The sequence below is a fragment of the Streptomyces sp. NPDC057136 genome (assembly GCF_042670885.1).
In the GTDB taxonomy this organism is placed as follows: domain Bacteria; phylum Actinomycetota; class Actinomycetes; order Streptomycetales; family Streptomycetaceae; genus Streptomyces.
Window position 1 is genome coordinate 1 of sequence record NZ_JBHUUV010000070.1, and the last position, 19,595, is coordinate 19,595.

The 19,595-nt window shown below is 71.6% G+C and carries 5 protein-coding genes and 2 pseudogenes; 1 reads left to right on the forward strand and 6 read right to left on the reverse strand.

The annotated features are described in order from the left end of the window. From ACFT7S_RS37700 to ACFT7S_RS37720, 5 genes and pseudogenes are all read right to left on the reverse strand, one after another. Positions 1-6,960, reverse strand: a pseudogene (locus tag ACFT7S_RS37700) (SDR family NAD(P)-dependent oxidoreductase); the annotation flags it as partial. 72 nt (positions 6,961-7,032) lie between these two features. Beyond that, positions 7,033-8,280, reverse strand: a complete 1,248-nt coding sequence (locus ACFT7S_RS37705; protein WP_382740782.1) for a type III PLP-dependent enzyme — start codon at positions 8,278-8,280, stop codon at positions 7,033-7,035. After that, positions 8,277-11,315, reverse strand: coding sequence for an AMP-binding protein (locus tag ACFT7S_RS37710; RefSeq protein ID WP_382740784.1), 3,039 nt, complete (start codon positions 11,313-11,315; stop codon positions 8,277-8,279). The genes ACFT7S_RS37705 and ACFT7S_RS37710 overlap by 4 nt, the downstream gene beginning before the upstream one ends. Beyond that, complete coding sequence (locus tag ACFT7S_RS37715; RefSeq protein ID WP_382740787.1) at positions 11,315-11,575, reverse strand: acyl carrier protein; 261 nt, start codon at positions 11,573-11,575, stop codon at positions 11,315-11,317. The genes ACFT7S_RS37710 and ACFT7S_RS37715 overlap by 1 nt, the downstream gene beginning before the upstream one ends. Positions 11,576-11,621: 46 nt before the next feature. Beyond that, positions 11,622-12,485 (reverse strand): ACP S-malonyltransferase, encoded by an 864-nt coding sequence (locus tag ACFT7S_RS37720; protein ID WP_382740790.1) that lies wholly within the window; start codon positions 12,483-12,485, stop codon positions 11,622-11,624. A 363-nt stretch (positions 12,486-12,848) separates the two neighbouring features. Between ACFT7S_RS37720 and ACFT7S_RS37725 the strand changes: the two genes are divergently transcribed. Then, on the forward strand, positions 12,849-13,748 hold the full coding sequence (locus ACFT7S_RS37725) for a proline iminopeptidase-family hydrolase (protein WP_382740793.1): 900 nt from the start codon (positions 12,849-12,851) through the stop codon (positions 13,746-13,748). Positions 13,749-13,808: 60 nt separating this feature from the next. Here ACFT7S_RS37725 and ACFT7S_RS37730 read toward each other — a convergent pair. Next, positions 13,809-19,589 (reverse strand): annotated as a pseudogene (locus ACFT7S_RS37730) (type I polyketide synthase); the annotation flags it as partial. Positions 19,590-19,595 lie beyond the last annotated feature (6 nt).

A 19,595-nucleotide genomic window follows, 5' to 3' on the forward strand; every position in this document is an offset into this window, starting at 1 on the left:
CGGATTCAGGTCCGCCCCGGCCTCACGCAGCTGCTCGATCGACTCGGCCAGCGCCTCCGGCGTCTTGCCCGACACCACCCACGGCACCACCGGCAACTCGACATCACCCACAACAACCGGGACATCAGCCTCCGGCGCCTCCTCCAGAATCACATGCGCATTCGTGCCACTGATCCCGAACGACGACACACCCGCACGCCGGGGCTGCTGCTCCCGCTGCGGCCACTCCCGCGACTCGGTCAGCAGCTCCACCGCACCCGCCGACCACTCCACCTGCGGCGACGGCTCATCCACATGCAGGGTCTTGGGCAGCACACCGTGCTGCATCGCCATGACCATCTTGATCACACCGGCGACACCCGCCGCGGCCTGCGTATGACCCAGATTCGACTTCAACGACCCCAGCCACAACGGCTCGGCATCCTCCGGCCGGTTCTGCCCGTAGGTCGCCAGCAACGCCTGCGCCTCGATCGGGTCACCCAGCGTCGTACCCGTGCCATGCGCCTCCACCGCGTCCACATCACCGGGCTCAAGCCGGGCGCTGGCCAGGGCCTGGCGGATGACGCGCTGCTGGGACGGACCGTTCGGCGCGGTCAGACCGTTACTCGCACCATCCTGGTTCACCGCCGACCCACGCACCACCGCCAGCACCTGATGACCCTTGCGCCGCGCATCCGACAGCCGCTCCACCAGCAGCACACCAACACCTTCGCCCCAGCCCGTGCCGTCCGCCGCGGCCGCGAACGCCTTGCAGCGTCCGTCCCGCGCCAGCCCGCGCTGCCGGGAGAAGTCGATGAACGTGTCCGGGGTGGTCATCACCGTGACGCCGCCCGCGAGCGCCATCTCGCAGTCGCCCTGGCGCAGCGCCTGGATCGCCCAGTGCAGGGCGACCAGCGACGACGAACACGCCGTGTCCACCGTCACCGCCGGACCCTCAAGACCCAGCGAGTACGACACCCGGCCGGAGACCACACTGCCCAGGCTGCCGTTTCCGACGTACCCCTCAAGTCCTTCGGGTACGTGCCGCAGACGGGCACCGAAGTCGTGGTACATCACACCGGCGAAGACGCCGGTGCGGCTGCCGCGCATCGACACCGGGTCGATCCCCGCGCGCTCGAAGGCCTCCCACGAGGTCTCCAGCAACAGTCGCTGCTGCGGGTCCATCGCCAGCGCCTCACGCGGCGAGATCCCGAAGAAGTCCGCGTCGAACTCCGCCGCGTCGTGCAGGAAGCCGCCCTCGACCGAATAGGTCGTCCCGGACTTGTCAGGGTCCGGGTCATAGAGCACTTCGACATCCCAGCCACGATCGTCCGGGAAGCTCGTGATGCCGTCCTTGCCTGCCGCGACCAGCTGCCACAGCTCTTCCGGCGAGGAGACCCCGCCCGGGTAGCGGCAACTCATGCCCACGATGGCGATGGGTTCGTCGTCCACCGCCGCCGGGGCCGGGGCAGGCGCCGACGAGCCGGCCGCGGGACCTGCACTGCCCAGGACGATCTCACCGAGGTGCTCGGCGAGCGCCGCGGCGGTCGGGTAGTCGAAGGTCAGGGTCGCGGGCAGCCGCAGGCTCGTGGCGGCGTTCAGCCGATTGCGCAGTTCGACGGCAGCGAGGGAGTCGAAGCCGATGGCGTTGAAGGCGCGTTCGGCCTCGATGGCTTCGGAGCCGCTGTGGCCGAGGACGGTGGCGACCTCGGCGCGGACCAGGTCCAGGAGTGCCGTTCCGCGTTCGGCCTCCGGCAGCGCCTCCAGGGTGGCGCGCAGTGAGCCACCCGGGCCGGCAGCGGCCCCGGTCCGCGCCACCTGGCGGGTCGGCCTCACCAGCCCGTGCAGCACAGCCGGCACGCCGCCCGCCCTGCTGCGCAGCGCTGCCGGGTCCACCCGCATGGGCAGCAGGGCGGCTTCGCCGCTGGCGAGTGCGGCGTCGAACAGCGCGAGGCCCTCCCCGGTCGACAGTGCGGGCAGGCCGGAGCGCGCCACGCGTCTGAGGTCCGCCTCGTCCAGTTGCCCGGCCATGCCGGTGCTCTCGGCCCACAGGGACCAGGCGAGGGCCACGGCGGGCAGCCCGGCCGATCGGCGGTGGCGGGCGAGCCCGTCGAGGAAGGCGTTGGCCGCCGCGTAGTTGCCCTGGCCCCCGCCGTCCAGGGTGGCGGCGCAGGAGGAGAAGAGCACGAACGCCGACAGTTCGAGCTCGCGCGTGAGCTCGTGCAGATGCCAGGCCGCGTCCGCCTTGGGCCGGAACACCGCGTCCAGCCGGTCCGCGGTCAGTGCGGTGACGACACCGTCGTCGAGCACGCCCGCGGTGTGCACGACCGCGGTCAGCGGATGCTCGGCGGGGATGGCTGCGAGCAGTGCCGCCAGCGCGTCCCGGTCGGCCACGTCGCAGGCTGCCACGGTGACCTCGGCGCCCAGCTGGGCAAGTTCGGCGGTCAGCTCGGCCGCACCGGGTGCCTCCGGTCCGCGCCGCCCGGCCAGCAGCAGACGGCGCACGCCGTGCCGGCCGACCAGGTGGCGGGCGAGCAGCGAGCCGAGGCCGCCGGTGCCGCCGGTGATCAGGACGGTGCCGTCGGCCGTCCACGGGGCCGTGGCGGCAGGCCCGTCACCGTCCACGGAAGCAGCGTCCGCGCGGGCACCGTCCCGGAAGTCGCGATCGGCAGGGGCTCCGTCGCCCGCGGGGACCGGGACCCGGGCCAGGCGGGGGACGAACACGACGCCGTCGCGGACCGCGACCTCCGGCTCACGCGAGCCGAGCGCGGTCGGCAGCGCCTGCCAGGATTCCGGCGTCTCGTCCACGTCGACGAGCACGAACCGGTCCGGGTGCTCTTCCTGCGCCGAGTGCACCAGGCCGGACACCGCGGTGCGGGTGAGGTCGTCGCCACCCTTCATCAGCAGCGCGAGCCGGGAGGCGGCGAACCGTTCGTCCGCCAGCCACTCCTGGACCAGGTCCAGGGCCTGCCGCATCCCGGCCCGGGCGGCGGCCGGGGTGGGGTCGTCCGTTCGGCAGGCGTCGAGGGGTGCCACCACCGTGTCGGGGACGGCGGCACCGGCAGTGATCGCCGCGCCGAACGACGCCAGGTCATGGTGCGCGGTGCCGCTCTCGCCGAGTACGACGAACCGCTCGGTGGCGGCGCCCGCGCCCGTTACTTCGGTCCATTCCAGCCGGAACAGCGACTCGTGGAGTCCGCCGCTCGCGGTCTGGGCGGCCAGGTCCGCCGGGGCGGGCCGCAGCACCATCGACTCCACCGAGGCCACCGGCGCGCCGGTGCCGTCGGCCAGCTCCAGGGTGAATCCGCCGGCCGGGCTCAGGGACACCCGGACCCGCAGCGTGCGGGCGCCCACGGCGTGCAGGGTGACACCGCTCCAGGCGAACGGCAGCTCCGGCCCGGACTCCGCGTCGAGTCCGATGGCGTGCAGTGCCGCGTCCAGCAGTGCCGGGTGCACCCCGAAGGAGCCAGGTTCGACGCCGTCCGGCAGGGCGACCTCGGCGAAGACCTCGTCGCCACGCCGCCATGCCGCCCGCAGACCCTGGAAGGCGGGCCCGTAGCCGTAGCCCTGCTCCGTCAACCGGTCGTAGAACCCGTCCATCCCGGGGTAGGCGGACGCGCCCTGGGGCGGCCACACGGACAGGTCGAAGGAGGGTGCGGCGCCATGGATGCCGGCGGTGACCAGCACTCCGGAGGCATGCCTGGTCCACGGCTGGTCGAAGGCGTCGCTCTCGGAGTTCTCGGGCCGCGAGTGGATGGACAGCGTGCGGCGGCCGGAGTCGTCGGGCTCGGTGACGGCCACCTGGAGCTGCACGGCACCGCGGTCGGGGATCAGCAGCGGCGCCTGGAGGGTGAGTTCCTCCAGGACCTCGCATCCGGTGCGGTCTCCGGCCTGGATCGCCAGCTCCAGGAACGCGGTGCCCGGCAGCAGCACCACGCCCGAGACGGCGTGGTCGGCCAGCCAGGGGTGAGTCCGCAGGCAGAGGCGGCCGACCAGCACCAGTGCGCCGGATTCGGCCAGGTTGAGCTCGGCGCCCAGCAGCGGGTGTCCCGCAGGGACCAGGCCGAATCCGGAGGCGTCACCGGTCGCGGCCGGAGCGTCCAGCCAGTACCGCTTCCGCTGGAAGGCGTACGTGGGCAGCTCGGTTCGGCGCGGGGGCCGGCCGGGGTGGCGGGCTGCGAGGAACTCCGCCCAGTCCACGTCCGCGCCCCGCACATGGACGGCCGCGAGCGCAGCGGTCAGGCGGTCCTTCTCCGGCCGGTCGCGGCGCAGCGCCGGGACCAGCGCGGAGGCGTCCGGGTCGGTGAGGCAGGCGGCGGCCATCGCCGAGAGCACGGCGTCCGGGCCCAGTTCGAGGAAGGTGCGCACGCCCTCCTGCTCCAGCAGCCGGATGCCGTCGTGGAAGCGGACGGCCTGCCGCACATGCCTGACCCAGTAGTCGGGCGAGCACAGCTCCTCGTCGGTGGCCTGCTGTCCGGTCAGGTTGGACACGACCGGTATGCGGGGCGGCGCGTAGTCGAGGATCTCCGCGATCCGGGCGAACTCGTCGAGCATGCCGTCCATGTCCCGGGAGTGGAACGCATGCGAGACATTGAGCCGCTTCGACTTCTCGAAGCGGTCCGCGATCCGCTGGACGGCGTCCTCGTCACCGGAGATCACCACGGAGCGGGGGCCGTTGACGGCAGCGATGTCCGTGCCCTCGGCGAGCAGCGGACGTACCTCGTCCTCCGTGGCCTGCAACGAGACCATGGCGCCACCGCCGGGAAGCTCCTGCATCAGCCGTCCCCGGGCCGCCACCAGCATGGCGGCGTCCTCCAGCGACAGCACACCGGCGACATGGGCAGCGGCCAGCTCGCCGACCGAGTGGCCGGCGACGAAGTCCGGCCGCACGCCCCAGGACTCGACCAGCCGGAACAGCGCCACTTCGAGGGCGAACAGTGCGGTCTGGGTGTACATCGTCCGGTGCAGCAGGGCGGCCTCGGGCGAGCCCTCCGGGGCGAACATCACCTCGCGCAGCGGCGTATCGAGCTGGAGGTCGAGATAGCCGCAGGCTTCGTCGAGTGCCCGCGCGAACACCGGGAACGCCGCGTGGAGTTCGCGTCCCATGCCCGCCCGTTGGGAGCCCTGCCCGGTGAACAGCACAGCGAGCTTGTGGCCCAGGGCCCGGCCGGTCACCGGCCGGTCGAGGTCGCCGTCGAGCGCCACCGACCGGTGCTCGAACGCGGTCCGGCCCGCCAGTGCGTATCCGACGTCCAGTGGGTCCAGCCCGGCGGTCGCCTCGCGCAGCCGGGCGATCTGTGCCGTCAGCGCCTCGGGCGTTCTGCCGGACACCACCCACGGCACAGCCGTCACCGGCAGCTCGGCATCGGTCTCGGCAGGGGCGTCGTGCTCGGGTGCCTGCTCCAGGATCACGTGGGCGTTGGTGCCGCTGATACCGAACGACGAGACACCCGCACGCCGGCGGCGTTCGGCGTCCGAGGGCCAGTCGCGGGCTTCGGTCAGCAGCTCGACCGCCCCCGACTCCCAGTCCACGTGCGGGCTCGGTTCCCCGACATGCAGGGTCCGGGGCAGCACACCGTGCCGCATCGCCATGACCATCTTGATCACACCACCGACACCGGCCGCCGCCTGGCTGTGCCCGATGTTCGACTTCAACGACCCCAGCCACAACGGCTCGGCATCCTCCGGCCGGTTCTGCCCGTAAGTCGCCAGCAACGCCTGCGCCTCGATCGGGTCACCCAGCGTCGTACCCGTGCCATGCGCCTCGACCACGTCCACATCACCGGGCTCAAGCCGAGCATTGGCCAGCGCCTGCCGGATCACCCGCTGCTGCGACGGACCGTTCGGCGCCGTCAGACCATTACTCGCACCATCCTGGTTGATCGCCGAGCCACGCACCACCGCCAGCACCTGATGACCGTTGCGCCGCGCGTCCGACAGCCGCTCCACCAACAGCATGCCGACGCCCTCGGCCCAGCCGGTACCGTCCGCCGACGCGGAGAACGCCTTGCAGCGCCCGTCCCGCGCCAGCCCACGCTGCCGGGAGAACGCGGTGAACGTACCGGGGCTCGACATCACCGCGACACCGCCGGCCAGCGCCATGTCGCACTCACCGGCCCGCAGCGCCGCCACCGCCAGGTGCAGCGCCACCAGCGAGCCGGAGCACGCGGTGTCCACGGTCAGGGTCGGCCCCTCCAAGCCCAGGACGTAGGCGACGCGGCCGGAGACCACGCTGGTGGCATTGCCGGTGAGCAGATAGCCCTCCAGGCCCTCCGGCGCCTCGTGCAGCCGGGGGCCGTACTCCTGCGGCTCGGCACCGACGAACACCCCGGCACCGGTGCCGCGCACCGATACCGGGTCGATCCCGGCCCGCTCCAGCACCTCCCACGACGCCTCCAGCAGCAGCCGCTGCTGCGGGTCCATCGCCGTCGCCTCGCGCGGGCTGATCCCGAAGAACTCGGCATCGAACTCGGCGGCCTCGTGCAGGAAGCCGCCCTCGCGCACATAACTCGTGCCCGGCTTGTCCGGGTCGGGGTCGTAGAGCCCCTCCAGGTCCCAGCCGCGATCGACGGGCAGGCCGGAGATCGCGTCGCCGCCGTCGGCAACCAGCTGCCACAGCTGCTCGGGGGTGCTGACGCCGCCGGGGTAGCGGCAGGCCATGGCCACAATCGCGACCGGCTCGTCATCCGCGCGGCCGGGCCGGGCCGGGTGCACGGCCTCCGGCTCCGCCTGGCCGCCGTGGAGCCGGCCGTGCAGATAGCGGGCCATTGCGGCGGGGGTCGGGTGGTCGAAGGTGACGGTGACGGGCAGTTCGATGCCCAGTTCCTCGCCGAGCCGCTTGTGCATGGCGACAGCGGCCAGCGAGTCGAATCCCAGGTCCAGGAAGGTGCGTCCGCCGCGCAGCGCGCCGGGGTCGGGAATGTCGCGGCCCGCCTTGCGCAGGACCATCACCGCCGTCTCAGTGACCAGGTCGAGGAGGCTCATCCGCGCATTCCACCCATTCGTTCGTTCATGTCGTTGGATCTGTTACCGGGGAGCCCGGTGTGTGAGCGTCTACTCCGGGACGCGGGTCCGGGCCGTCTCCAGCCGCGTGGCAGAGACGACCTCGTCACCGGACACCAGGACTTCGGCAGGGGCCGGGCGGCTGAGGAAGTGGAGCAGACTGGCGGTGGCGCCGTAGGCGCCGGCGTTGGGGATGGTGACGAGGTCGCCCTCGCTGAGCGCCGGCACGCTGACATTGCGGCCGAGGATGTCGCCCGGAGTGCACAACGGGCCTACGAGGGTGGCCAGTTCGTCCCCCTGGGGTTCGCCTTCCCCGGTGCCGGTACGGTCGGCGTCCACCGTGATGGACAGCGGCAGCAGACGGCCCAGCCCTGCCATGCCGCCGAAGGTGTTGATGCCCGCGTCGAGGATGACGAACTTCCTGCCCCGGCTCGTCTTGATGTTGGTGACCCTGGTCAGCAGCTCGCCGCTGTCTCCGACCAGATAGCGGCCGGACTCGCACGCGATCTGCACCTCGCCCTCGCGCCAACCCGGGAAGTGCACATCGAGGGTCTGCTCCAGCTCCCCGCGCAGCTTCTGGTACCGGGGGCGTTCGCCCGGCCCGGCGTACGAGGCGGCGAATCCGCCGCCGATGTCCAGGAAGCGCATGGGCAGGCCGAGTTCGTCGCGCATCCGGGCGGCCGCCTCGATGCTCTGCCGGAACTCGGAGATCAGGCTCTCCTCGTCGCGGGCGTTGCTCAGCGGGAAGAAGTGGGCGCCGACCAGCCTGGTGCCGGGGACGCTCCGCAGCTCCTCGGCGCTGTCGGCGAGGGTCTCGCCGTCGATGCCGAACTGGGAGGGGGTGCCGGTCATCCGGATGCTGGACGTGGCGGCGGACGACTCGCTGTTGACCCGCAGCAGGCAGTCGGCGACGGCATCGTGGTCCGTGGCCACGGCACCGACCCGGCGTAGGTCGCCGACGGACTCCACGGAGAAGTGCCGCACCCCGGCCCGGACCGCCTGGTCCAGCTCGGCCGCGGTCTTGCCCGGTCCGCCGTAGAGGATCTCCGCGGCGGGAAAACCGGCTTCGAGGGCCGAGTCCAGTTCTCCCATCGAGCAGACCTCGGCCCGGCAGGCCCCCTCACCCGTGCCCAGAGCCCGGGCGATCTCCGGATGCGGATTGGCCTTCAGCGAGTAGAAGAGGGTGAACTGGGGCGGTAGGGCGGCCCGCAGATCCTGCCGGGCGGCGCGGACGCGGTCCAGGTCGTAGACGTACAGCGGCGAACCGAACCGCTGCACCAGTTCCTTGCGCCGGCTCATCCGGATCCCCCGCCGTTCCCGTTCGTACGGCCGTCCGCGCCACCGCGCAGTGCCTGGTCGACCAGGACGGCCAGCTGCTTCTTCTCGTTCTTGCCGTTGAGGGTGAGCGGAAGCTCGTCCAGCACCAGGCAGATCTCCGGGATCTTCGCGCGCTCCAGTCGCCGGGCCAGTTCCCGGCGGACCGCAGTCGGGCGCACATCGCCGACCACGCACAGGGCCAGGTCCCGCTCCTCGGTCGGGGCCAGCACCGCGGCCGCCCGGACGCCGGGGATGTCCATGGCCGCGGCCTCGATCTCCGTGGTGCTCATCCGAGTGCCGCTGCGCTTGAACACGTCGTCGCGCCGCCCCCCGAAGTACAGGAAGCCGTCCGCGTCGAGCCAGCCGTAGTCGCCGGTGTGCAGACGGACCTCACCGGTGCGCTCGTCACGCCGGAACGTCCTCGCGGTCAGCTCGGGCGCACGCCAGTACCCGGCCATCACATGCGGTCCGGTGACCGTGATCTCGCCGGACTCGCCCGGCGGCAACGCTGCCCCGGCCTCGTCCAGGACGACCACCTGGGTGCCGGGCAGCGGGCGGCCGACCGAGTCGGGCCGCTCGTGCTCCAGGTCCGGGGGCATGACCGAGATGCGCTTGCACTCGGTGGTGCCGAACATCCGCACCACGCTCGCACCGGGGAAGGACCGGCGCAGCCCGTCGATGGTCATCTGCTGGAGCGCGGCCCCGGTGTTGGTGAACATCCGCAGCCGGGTCTCGCCCGGGTCGCGCTCGCCGAGCCTGACGAGCACCTGGGCCAGCGAGGGGACGGCGGGGAAGACGGTCGCGCCGTACTCCCGGATCTCGCTGAGCAGCTTGATGTCGACCTGGCCACCGGCGAGCACCAGCTCGGCCCCGGCCAGGCAGGACAGCAGGATCTGGAACAGGCCGTAGTCGAAGGAGAGAGGGACCCGGCAGTACACCACGTCGTCCGCCCGGTAACCCAGCTCTTCCTGGATGGCGCGTGCGGCGAAGGTCATCTGCGCCTGCGGGCACATGACCGCCTTCGGCGCGGCGGTGCTTCCCGAGGTGTAGATGAGTACGCCCAGGTCGGACGGCTGCGCCCCGGAGTCCGCGGTCTGCACGGCGCCGCCGAGGGCGGCGAGTTCCGACCATACGGCTCCGACGCCGTGCACGGGCAGGCCGCTCAGCTCGCGCAGCGCCGCCACCGCCGGTTCCTCGACGACGGCGAGCCTGGGCTCACTGTCCTCGATGACCGAGCGCAGGTGGAACTCCTTCATGCAGGGGTTGAGCGGCACCATGACCACGCCGAGGCGGGCGCAGCCGTAGAACATGGCGACCAGTTCCCGCATGTTCGGCAGCTGGACCAGGATCCGCTCCCCGCGGACCACCCCCCGGGCGGTGAGCCAGTGGGCGAACGCATGGCTCTGCTCGGCAAGTTGGCGGTACGTCCATGACTCCCGCGTGTCCCGCACGGCGAGCGCGTCGGGCGTCGCGGACGCCGTCTCGTCCAGGAGTTCGTGCAGCATGCGGGCAGCGGGGGTGAACAGCTCCTCCGCGCGGGACCGCAGGCCGACTCGGTCGATCTTCCGGTTCGCGTTCAACGGCATTCCGTCCAAGTGCTGGAAGTGTCGTGGGATGAGGTCCTGCGGAAGCAGGGACCGCAGCGCCCGGGCCAGTTCGACCGGCGCGGCGGGCCTTCCGGTGTAGAAGACGACGAGTTCGTCGCCGGCGAGCGGAGCGACGACGACGGCCGCCTCCTCGACTCCGGGGCAGGCGCGCACCGCGTGGCTGATCTCGGACAGTTCGACCCGCCAGCCCTGCAACTGGACCTGGTCGTCGACCCGGCCCAGGTAGGCCAGCTCGCCGTCGGCGAAGCGGCGCACCCGGTCGCCGGTGCGGTACCAGGTGCGGGAGTCCCGCTCCAGGAAGCGCCCGTGGTTGTCGTTCGGGTCCAGGTATCCGGCGCACATCTGCGGCCCGGACACGCACAGTTCGCCCTCGTCGTCGCCCGGTTCACCGTCCGGGTCCACCAGGATGTGGTCGAGACCGTCGTACACCGGGCCGATGGGCACCACCCCGTTGACGCAGCGGTCCGGCGAGGTCTGCGGCGACCATCGGTGCGTGGCGCAGGTGATGGTCAGCTCGGTCGGTCCGTAGAGGTTCTCCAGCGTCGAGCCGGACGCGGCACACAGCCACTCCTGGGCGTCCTCGGACCGCAGCGGCTCGCCCGCGAACAGGCTCCAGCGCAGCCCGGACAGCGCGTCGGGCGCCAGCGCGCCGGTCTTGCGCAGCAGCGCGATGCTGCTCGGGGTGGAGAACCAGACCGTCATCCCCTGCTCGGCTACGAACTCCGGGAAAGCCCGGTACGCATGGGCGGGCACCGGCACGACGCACGCCCCGGCTCCCCAGGCGCAGAACAGGTCGAACATCGCGCAGTCGAAGGTCAGGTCGAACGTCTGTGAGAAGACGTCGTGGGGGGTGAAGTCGTAGCGCGCGTCGAGGGTACGGAAGTAGTGCGCGGTGCTGCCGTGCGAGATCGGCACGCCCTTGGGGCGGCCGGTCGAGCCGGAGGTGAACAGGACGTAGGCCGTGTCCTGCGGGTCCACGGGCAGCGGCCGGTCCAGGGCCACCTCGGGGCGTGCCCCGCGTTCGGCCACCAGGACGGGGAGGTCCGGCCCCGACTCGAGAATGCCGGGCAGCAGCCCCACGCCCCGTTCGTCCGTCACGATCGCCGAGACTCCGGCCGCGACCAGCGCCTGCCGGGTGCGGGCGGCCGGGAAGCCGGGGTGCAACGGGACCACCGCGGCGCCCGCGTACAGGGCGGCCAGGGTGCCGATGTAGGCCGTGGCGCTCTTGCTGGCCAGGACCCCGACCGCGCGGGGCCGACCGCCGGACGCGGCATGCAGCTCACCGGCCCAGGACAGCGCCGAACGGTGCGTCTCGGCGTACGTCACGCCGTGGCCGGCGACCCGGAACGCGTCCCGGTCAGCGGCCACGGCCAGGCCTCGCAGGAACCGTCCGTGCAGCGTGTTCTCCATCAGGCGGCGGGCAGCGAGTCGCCGTCGCGGAGGCCGGAGAGGGTCTTCCACAGCACTCCGGGGGTGGAGAAGGTCTCCGCGGTCAGCGCGTCGTCGACGAACTTGACCTCGTAACCGCCTTCGAGGGACACGAGAAGCTCGACTATGCCGAGCGAGTCGAGGCCGTGGTCACGAAGGTCGAGGTCCGGGAGCAACTGCTCGTCGGCGGGGAGGAACGGCAGGCTACTGCGGATTATTTCCTCAAACTGCTGGTCCCACACGGGGTTTTCCCTTCCCTGGTTCTCAATTACTTGCGCGGCTTCTCAATTACTTGCGCGGCCGCATCGCGAGTCTCGGATCGGCGGCCAGGACATCGAAATGGGAAACGGTGCACTCAAGACGGCCGAAGAGGCTGTCCGGGCCGGCGACGCACACCTTGGTCACGGACATTTCCTTCAGCGTTTCCACGACAGCGGGCCAGCGGACCGGTCGCACGAATCCATCCAGCAGCAAGGCGCGTACATCGTCCGCGGAATGCAGGACCGAGCCGTCGGAATCCGCGACGACCGGAAGCTTCGGATCACTGAACTCGACGTCGGCGATTACCTCGTCGAGCACCTTCTGGCGCAGTGCGGAGAACCGCGAAGAATGCATCGGCGGCCGCATCGTGTACAGCGGCAGTCCGCCGATCGACCTGATCCGCCGTTCCAGCCACTCGACGGACCCACCGCTCAGCGTGAGCATGTAGAAGCCGTTGTCGAGGTAGCACGAGAAGTCGTACCACTCACCGCGCTCGGTCAGCTCCGCGAGCAGCGGCTCCAGCTTCTCCTGCGGTGCGCGCACGAAGGAGAGCGTCACCAGGTCCTGGTGCTCGGTGGCGAAGTACTCGGAGGTGCAGCGGGCCAGCCGGGCGGTCAGCCGGGCGGCGTCCGCGAACGGCAACGCCTCGGAGAAAGCGATCATCGGCTTGACGCCGAAGCTCGGACCGGCACACACCCGGGGCTCCTCGCCGAGGGTGTCACGCGCCCATTCGGCCAGCGCGACGCAAGTGACGAAGAACGCCACCTGGGCAGCTTCGGAGTAGTCGTCGTCGGAGGAGCGGAAGCGGTCCACTACGGAATATCCGACAGCTTCGTCGGCTACAGGGAAGAGCCGCCGCGCCACTGGATTGACCAACATGAACTTCGCCATGTCGGCGAATCGATTCGGTCCCATTCCAGGAAAGACAAATGCCGTACTCACCAGTTCCCCGCCGTCTGCTCAGACCTTCCCAGCCTTCGGCCGGGCGGTGCTCCCGACCCGGCCCGCCGCCGGAGGTGCCTCCATCAGACTTCGGCCGGGAGACTGACCGCAGCCCACCGCATCCATTCCCGGCAACAGATCAAAGGGTGTATGAGGGAGACCGGCGCGGTAACCCCTACCGGCCCGGATCCAGCCCCTACCGAGGAAGTCCGGGCAGTACTGCGGCAACGCCCTGATACGTTGCGTCTCGTTTATGGCGCACGCCATGACCCAGCGCCGTGCTCAGTGCCTTCCGGATGGGGTGTCAGCAAAGTGTTCGCAGCTCCGAGTGCCAAGGGAACCGTTCCGTTCGGCGATTACCGGACCTGGTACCGGGTCACCGGTGAACTGGACAGCGGCAACCCGCCGCTGATCGTCGCCCACGGCGGCCCCGGCAGCACGCACGACTATCTGCTGGCGCTCACCGCGCTCGCCGAGCAGGGCTGGCCCATCGTGCACTACGACCAGCTCGGCAACGGCGGCTCCACCCATCTCCCGGAGCGCGGCGCCGACTTCTGGACCGTCGACCTCTTCCTGGACGAGCTGGACAACCTGCTCCAGCAGCTGGACATAGCCGACGACTACGTCTTCTTCGGCCAGTCCTGGGGCGGCATGCTCGGCGCGGAACACGCCGTCCGGCAGCCTGCCGGGCTGCGCGGGCTGATCATCGCGGACTCCCCGGCGTCCATGCCAATCTGGCGCGCGGAGGCGCTGCGGCTGCGCGGCGAACTACCGCCGGAGACGCAGTCGGCGCTCAACCACCATGAGGCGGCAGGCACGTTCGACAGCCCGGAGTACCAGCAGGCGATGTTCGCCTACTACCAGCGGTTCGTATGCCGGGTGGACCCGGTGCCGCCCGAGCTGGCGACCACGTTCATCGCGCTGGCCGGCGACCCCACCGTCTACCGCACGATGAACGGCCCCAACGACTTCCACGTCATCGGCACCCTGAGCGACTGGTCGGTCGTGGACCGCCTCCCGGCCGTCGAGGCGCCGACGCTGCTGATCAGCGGCCGGTACGACGAGGCCACCCCGGCGACGGTGCAGCCGTTCCACGACGGCATCCCGGATGTGCGCTGGGAGATCTTCGAGGAGTCCAGCCATATGCCGCACCTGGAGGAGCCGGAGCTCTTCCTGGACGTCATGGGCGACTTCTTGGGCTCCCTGGGCTGATCGGCACCCGCCGGGTCCGTGGGCCGGACCCGGCGGAGAAGCCGCCACACATCCTCGGCGTCAGTCCTCGTCAGCCTGTTCCGCCAGCTCGTCCTGGAGGAAGACGGCCATCTCGCGGGCCGTCGGGCACTCGTAGATGAGGGCTGCCGGCAGTTCGAGACCGGTGATCCGCTCCAGACGGTTCCGCAGCTCCACGGCGTGCAGCGAGGTGAAGCCCAGATCCATGAAGTCGGCGTCCTCGTCGACATCGTCGGGCGAGTCGTACCCGAGCACCACGGCCGCCTGGTCGAGCACCAGCCCGCACAGCTCACCCTCCTTCTCGAAGCCGGACAACTCGGACAGTCGTGCCATGAACCCGCTGCCCTCGTCCGGGTCCTCGCCCTCCGCGTCGTACGCGCCGAGCGGCTCCTCGGCTTCGTGACCCGCCGGCCCGGCGTCCTCGGCCCGCCGCTTCCGCCAGGAGGCCAGCAGCGGCAGCGCCGCGGCCAGCGTCTCCCGGGACTCCCCGGCGACGTCCAAGGTGGCTGCGAGGGATTCGAGGTCCCCCCGCTCCACCGCTGCCCAGAACTCCGCGTCCACCGGATCGGCTGCCGTCGCCGCCTCCGTACCCCAGGCCGCCCCGGACTCCAGCCAAAAACGCCGGCGTTGGAAGGGGTAGGTGGGCAGGTCGACGCGCCGGGCGCCACTGCCCGCGAAGAACGCCGCCCAGTCCACAGCGGTGCCCGTCACATGCAGTCGTGCCAGTGCGCCGACGGCCGCACGCGACTCGGCCCGGTCCCGCCGCTGCACCGGCACGAACGCCACGTCCTTGGCGAGCAGCAGGCAGTCCTGAGCCATCGCGGTGAGCACCCCGTCGGGGCCCAGCTCCAGGAAGGTCCGCACACCCTCGGCATGGAGCGCCTTGACACCGTCGTCGAACCGCACCGCCTGCCGGACATGACGTACCCAGTACTCGGGCGAGCACAAGTCGTCGGAGTCCGCGATCCGCCCGGTGACGTTCGAGACCACCGGAATGCGCGGCGCCCGGAAGGTCAGCGACTCGGCGACCTTGCGGAAGTCGCCCAGCATCGCGTCCATCCGCGGCGAGTGGAAGGCGTGGGAGACCCGCAGCCGCTTCGTCTTGCGCCCCAGCGCCTCGAAATGACCGGCGATCTCCCGGACGGAGTCCTCGTCGCCGGAGACCACGACCGCGTTCGGGCCATTGACGGCGGCGATGTCCACCCGCTCGTTCAGCAACGGACGGACCTCCTCCTCGGCGGCCTGGAGCGACACCATCGCACCGCCGGACGGCAGCGCCTGCATCAGCCGGCCGCGGGCCGCTACCAGCGTCGCCGCGTCCGCCAGCGAGAGAACCCCCGCCACATGGGCGGCCGTCAGCTCGCCGATCGAGTGCCCCGCCACGAAGTCCGGGCGCACACCCCACGACTCCACCAACCGGAACAACGCCACCTCGACGGCGAACAACGCGCACTGCGTGAACTCGGTCCGGTCCAGCAGGTCCGGGTCGTCGAAGACGTCATGACCGAGCCCCAGCGCGGCACAGGTCTCGTCGAAGGCGGCGGCGAACACCGGGAAGGACGCGCTCAGTTCACGGCCCATGCCGACCCGCTGCGCACCCTGCCCGGTGAAGAGCATGGCGAGCTTGCCACTGAACACCCGCCCGGTCTCCAGCCGTTCGAGGTCTCCACCCACGGCCACGGCACGGTGGCCGAAGGCGGCCCGCGCGGTCGCGAGGGTGAAGCCGACGTCCAGCGGGTCCAGGCCGGAGGCGACCCGGCGCACCTGCTCCACCTGGGCGTTCAGCGCCTCCGCTGTCCTGCCGGAGAGCACCCACGGCACCACCGGAAGCCCGGCACCCGTGGGCTCGGTCCCGGCAGGCTCGGGGGCCGCCTCGGGGGCCTGCTCCAGGATCACATGGGCGTTCGTCCCGCTGAAGCCGAACGACGACACCGCCGACCTGCGCGGACCGCGGCCCTCCGGCCACTGGCGCGCCTCGGTCAACAGCTCCACGGATCCGGCCGACCACTCCACATGCGGCGTCGGCTCATCGACGTGCAGGGTCTTGGGCAGCATGCCGTGCCGCATCGCCATGACCATCTTGATCACACCGCCGACACCGGCCGCGGCCTGCGTGTGGCCGACGTTCGACTTCAGCGATCCCAGCCACAGCGGCTCGCCGCCCTCGCCCCGGCCCTGCCCATACGTCGCCAACAGCGCCTGCGCCTCGATCGGGTCACCCAGCGTGGTCCCCGTACCGTGCGCCTCCACCGCGTCCACATCACCGGGCTCAAGCCGAGCGTTAGCCAGGGCCTGGCGGATGACGCGCTGCTGGGACGGACCGTTCGGCGCGGTCAGGCCGTTGCTCGCACCGTCCTGGTTCACCGCCGAGCCACGCACCACTGCGAGCACCTGATGACCCTTGCGCCGCGCGTCCGACAGCCTCTCCACGAGCAGCATGCCGGCGCCCTCCGACCAGCCGGTGCCGTCCGCCGAGGCAGCGAACGCCTTGCACCGCCCGTCGGTGGCCAGCCCGCGCTGCCGGGAGAACTCGATGAACGAGACCGGGGTGGCCATCACCGTCGCGCCACCGGCCAGCGCCAGATCGCACTCTCCCGTCCGCAGCGCCTGCACCGCCAGATGCAGCGCCACCAGCGAGGAGGAACACGCCGTGTCCACCGTCACCGCCGGGCCCTCAAGACCGAAGACGTAACTCAGCCGGCCCGACACCACGCTCCCGGAGGTGCCGGTGCCCAGGAAGCCATCCACGCCTTCCGGTATGGAGCGCAGCCCGGTCGCGTAGTCGTGGTACATCGAGCCCGCGAAGACGCCGGTGCGGCTGCCGCGCACCGACGCCGGGTCGATCCCGGCCCGCTCGAACGCCTCCCAGGACGCTTCAAGCAGCAGCCGCTGCTGCGGGTCCATCGCCAGCGCCTCACGCGGCGAGATCCCGAAGAAGGACGCGTCGAACTCCGCCGCCTCGTGCAGGAAGCCACCCTCGCGCACATAGCTAGTGCCCGGCTTGTCCGGGTCGGGGTCGTAGAGCCGCTCAAGGTCCCAGCCGCGGTGGGTGGGGAACGCCGACACCGCGTCCGTCCCGGACGACACCAGGTCCCACAGCTGCTCCGGGGAGGCCACCCCACCCGGGAACCGGCAGCTCATGCCGACAATCACGATCGGGTCGTCCTGGCCCGGCCCACCGGCCCCGGCAGCCTGCACAGCCGCACCGGGCTGCGCGACGGTGCCCCCGAACTCCTCGCCGACGAACCGGGCGATGGCCGCCGCGTTCGGGTAGTCGAAGACCAGCGTCACCGGGAGTCTCAGCCCGGTCCCGGCGATGAGCCGGTTACGCAGTTCCACCGCCGTCAGCGAGTCGAAGCCCATGTCCCGGAACGCCCGCTCCGGCTCCACCTCGGAGGCGTAGCTGTGCCCCAGCACCGCTGCCACCTCGCCGCGGACCAGGTCGAGCAGGACCGCGGCCCGCTCGGCCTCGGTCGCCCGCGCCAGTCGCTCGCCCAGTACGGAGCTGCCAACGGAAGCGGCCCGGGCGCGACGGACCGGAGTACGCACCAGGCCGCGCAGCAGCGGCGGCACCTCGCCCACAGCTCCGGCCAGGGATCCGAGGTCCAGCCGGATCGGCACCAGCGTGGGGTCGTCCATGGCGGACGCGGCATCGAAGAGGGCCAGCGCCTGCTCGGTGGCCAGGGCCCGCACACCGCCCCGGCCCATCCGGGCGAGGTCGGCGTCATCCAGCCGTCCCATCCCGTCGGTCTGTTCCCACAGCCCCCAGCCCAGCGAGGAAGCGGGCAGACCGGCGGCGGCCCGGTGCTGGGCCAGGGCATCGAGGAATGCGTTGGCGGCAGCGTAGTTGCCCTGTCCGGGGCCGCCGAAGACGCCGGCCGCGGAGGAGAACAGCACAAAGGCCGTGAGGTTCAGGTCCCGGGTCAGCTCGTGCAGATGCCACGCGGCATCCACCTTCGGCCGGAACACCACGTCCAGCCGCTCCGGGGTCAGCGCACCGACGACACCGTCGTCCAGCACACCGGCGGTATGCACCACACCCGTGACCGGATGCTCGGCCAACAACAAGGCCAACGCATCCCGGTCCGCCACATCACAGGCCGCCACCGTCACCTCGGCACCCAGCCCCGCCAGTTCGGCACGCAGCTCGACCGCACCAGGGGCATCCACGCCCCGGCGACTGGTCAGCAACAAACGCCGCACACCGTGCTCAGCCACCAGATGACGAGCCACCAGCGCACCGAGCGAGCCCGTGCCGCCGGTGACCAGCACCGTGGCGTCGCTCCCCCAGCGCGGCGGGGCGGCCTCGGCGGGCGAGGTGGCCCGCGCCAGCCGCGGCACGTACACCGCGCCCTCGCGGATGGCGATCTCCGTCTCGTCGCCCGCCGCGACGGCTGTGATCAGCACGCCCGGTGAACGGTCGTCCCCGTCGAGCTCCGCCAGCACGAAGCGGCCAGGATTCTCCGACTGGGCCGAGCGGATCAGCCCCCGGACCGTGCTCGCGGCCAGGTCCGCCGGGCGGGTCAGCAGCACCAGGCGGGAGTCGGCGAACCGCTCGTCGAGCAGCCATGCCTGAACGAGCGACAGGGCCCGCCCCGCGGCGGTGCGGGCATCTCCGGGCAGGTCGCCGGTCCCGGCGCGCCCGGTGCCGCACTCCACGACCACCACCTCGGGCACCGCCGCGCCTGCGCCGACATCCGCCTGCAAGGCCGCCAGTTCCTCGTAACGGCGCCTGACAGGCAGGCCGTCGGCCGCCAGCAGCGCCCAGCCCTCCGTGGCCTCGGCGGCCCCGGCAGGCTCGATCGGCGCGGCGACCCAGTCCACCCGGAAGAGCGGATCGTTCCCGCTCCGGCGGGCCGCGGCCAGCTGTGCCGCGTCCACCGGTCGCAGCGCGAGCGAGCCGACGGAGGCGACCGGGGCCCCGGCGCCGTCTGCGATGGCGAGCGATGCCCCCTCGCCCTGTGCGGACACCCGCACCCGCAGCGTCCTGGCCCCCGCCACGTGCAGCGAGACCCCGCTCCACGAGAACGGCAGCCGGACGGCCGCGTCATCCCGGTGACCGGGTCCCTGGGCCGGACCGGCCAGGGCGATGGCGTGCAGGGCGGAGTCCAGCAGCGCCGGATGCAGCCCGAACGCCTCGCTGTCCGCGTCCTCGGGCAGAGCGACCTCGGCGAAAACCTCATCACCCCTGCGCCAGGCAGCCGTCAGCCCCTGGAACACCGGCCCGTACTCCAGCCCCGCCGCAGCAAGCCCCTCGTACAGACCGTCCACCGGCACCGGCTGCGCACCCGCCGGCGGCCAGGCGGTGAAGTCGAAGTCCGGGACCGGGACACCGACGGCCAGCACACCGGAGGCGTGCCGCGTCCACGCCTCGTCCCCGAACCGCGCGTGCACGCTCACCGCGCGCCGACCGGTCTCGTCCGATTCGGCGACCAGAACCCGCAGCTCCACCGCACCCTGCTCAGGCAGCACCAGCGGCGCCTCCAACGTCAACTCGTCGAGCAGATCGCAACCAACCTCGTCACCCGCCCGGATCACCAACTCCACGAACGCGGCGCCGGGCAGCAGGACGACACCCGCGACAACGTGATCAGCCAGCCAGGGGTGACTCTGCAACGACACCCGGCCGGTGAACAGATACCCCTCCGGCACCGCGACCCCTGGATCCAGCAACGAATCCCGGTCCCCGTCGAGCCAGTAGCGCTGATGCTGGAAGGGGTACGTGGGCAGGTCTACGCGCTGAGCACCGGTCCCGGCGTAGAACGCCGGCCAGTCGACCGTGTTCCCGGTGATGTGGACCCGGCCCAGAGCGGAAACCACGGCCTCCGG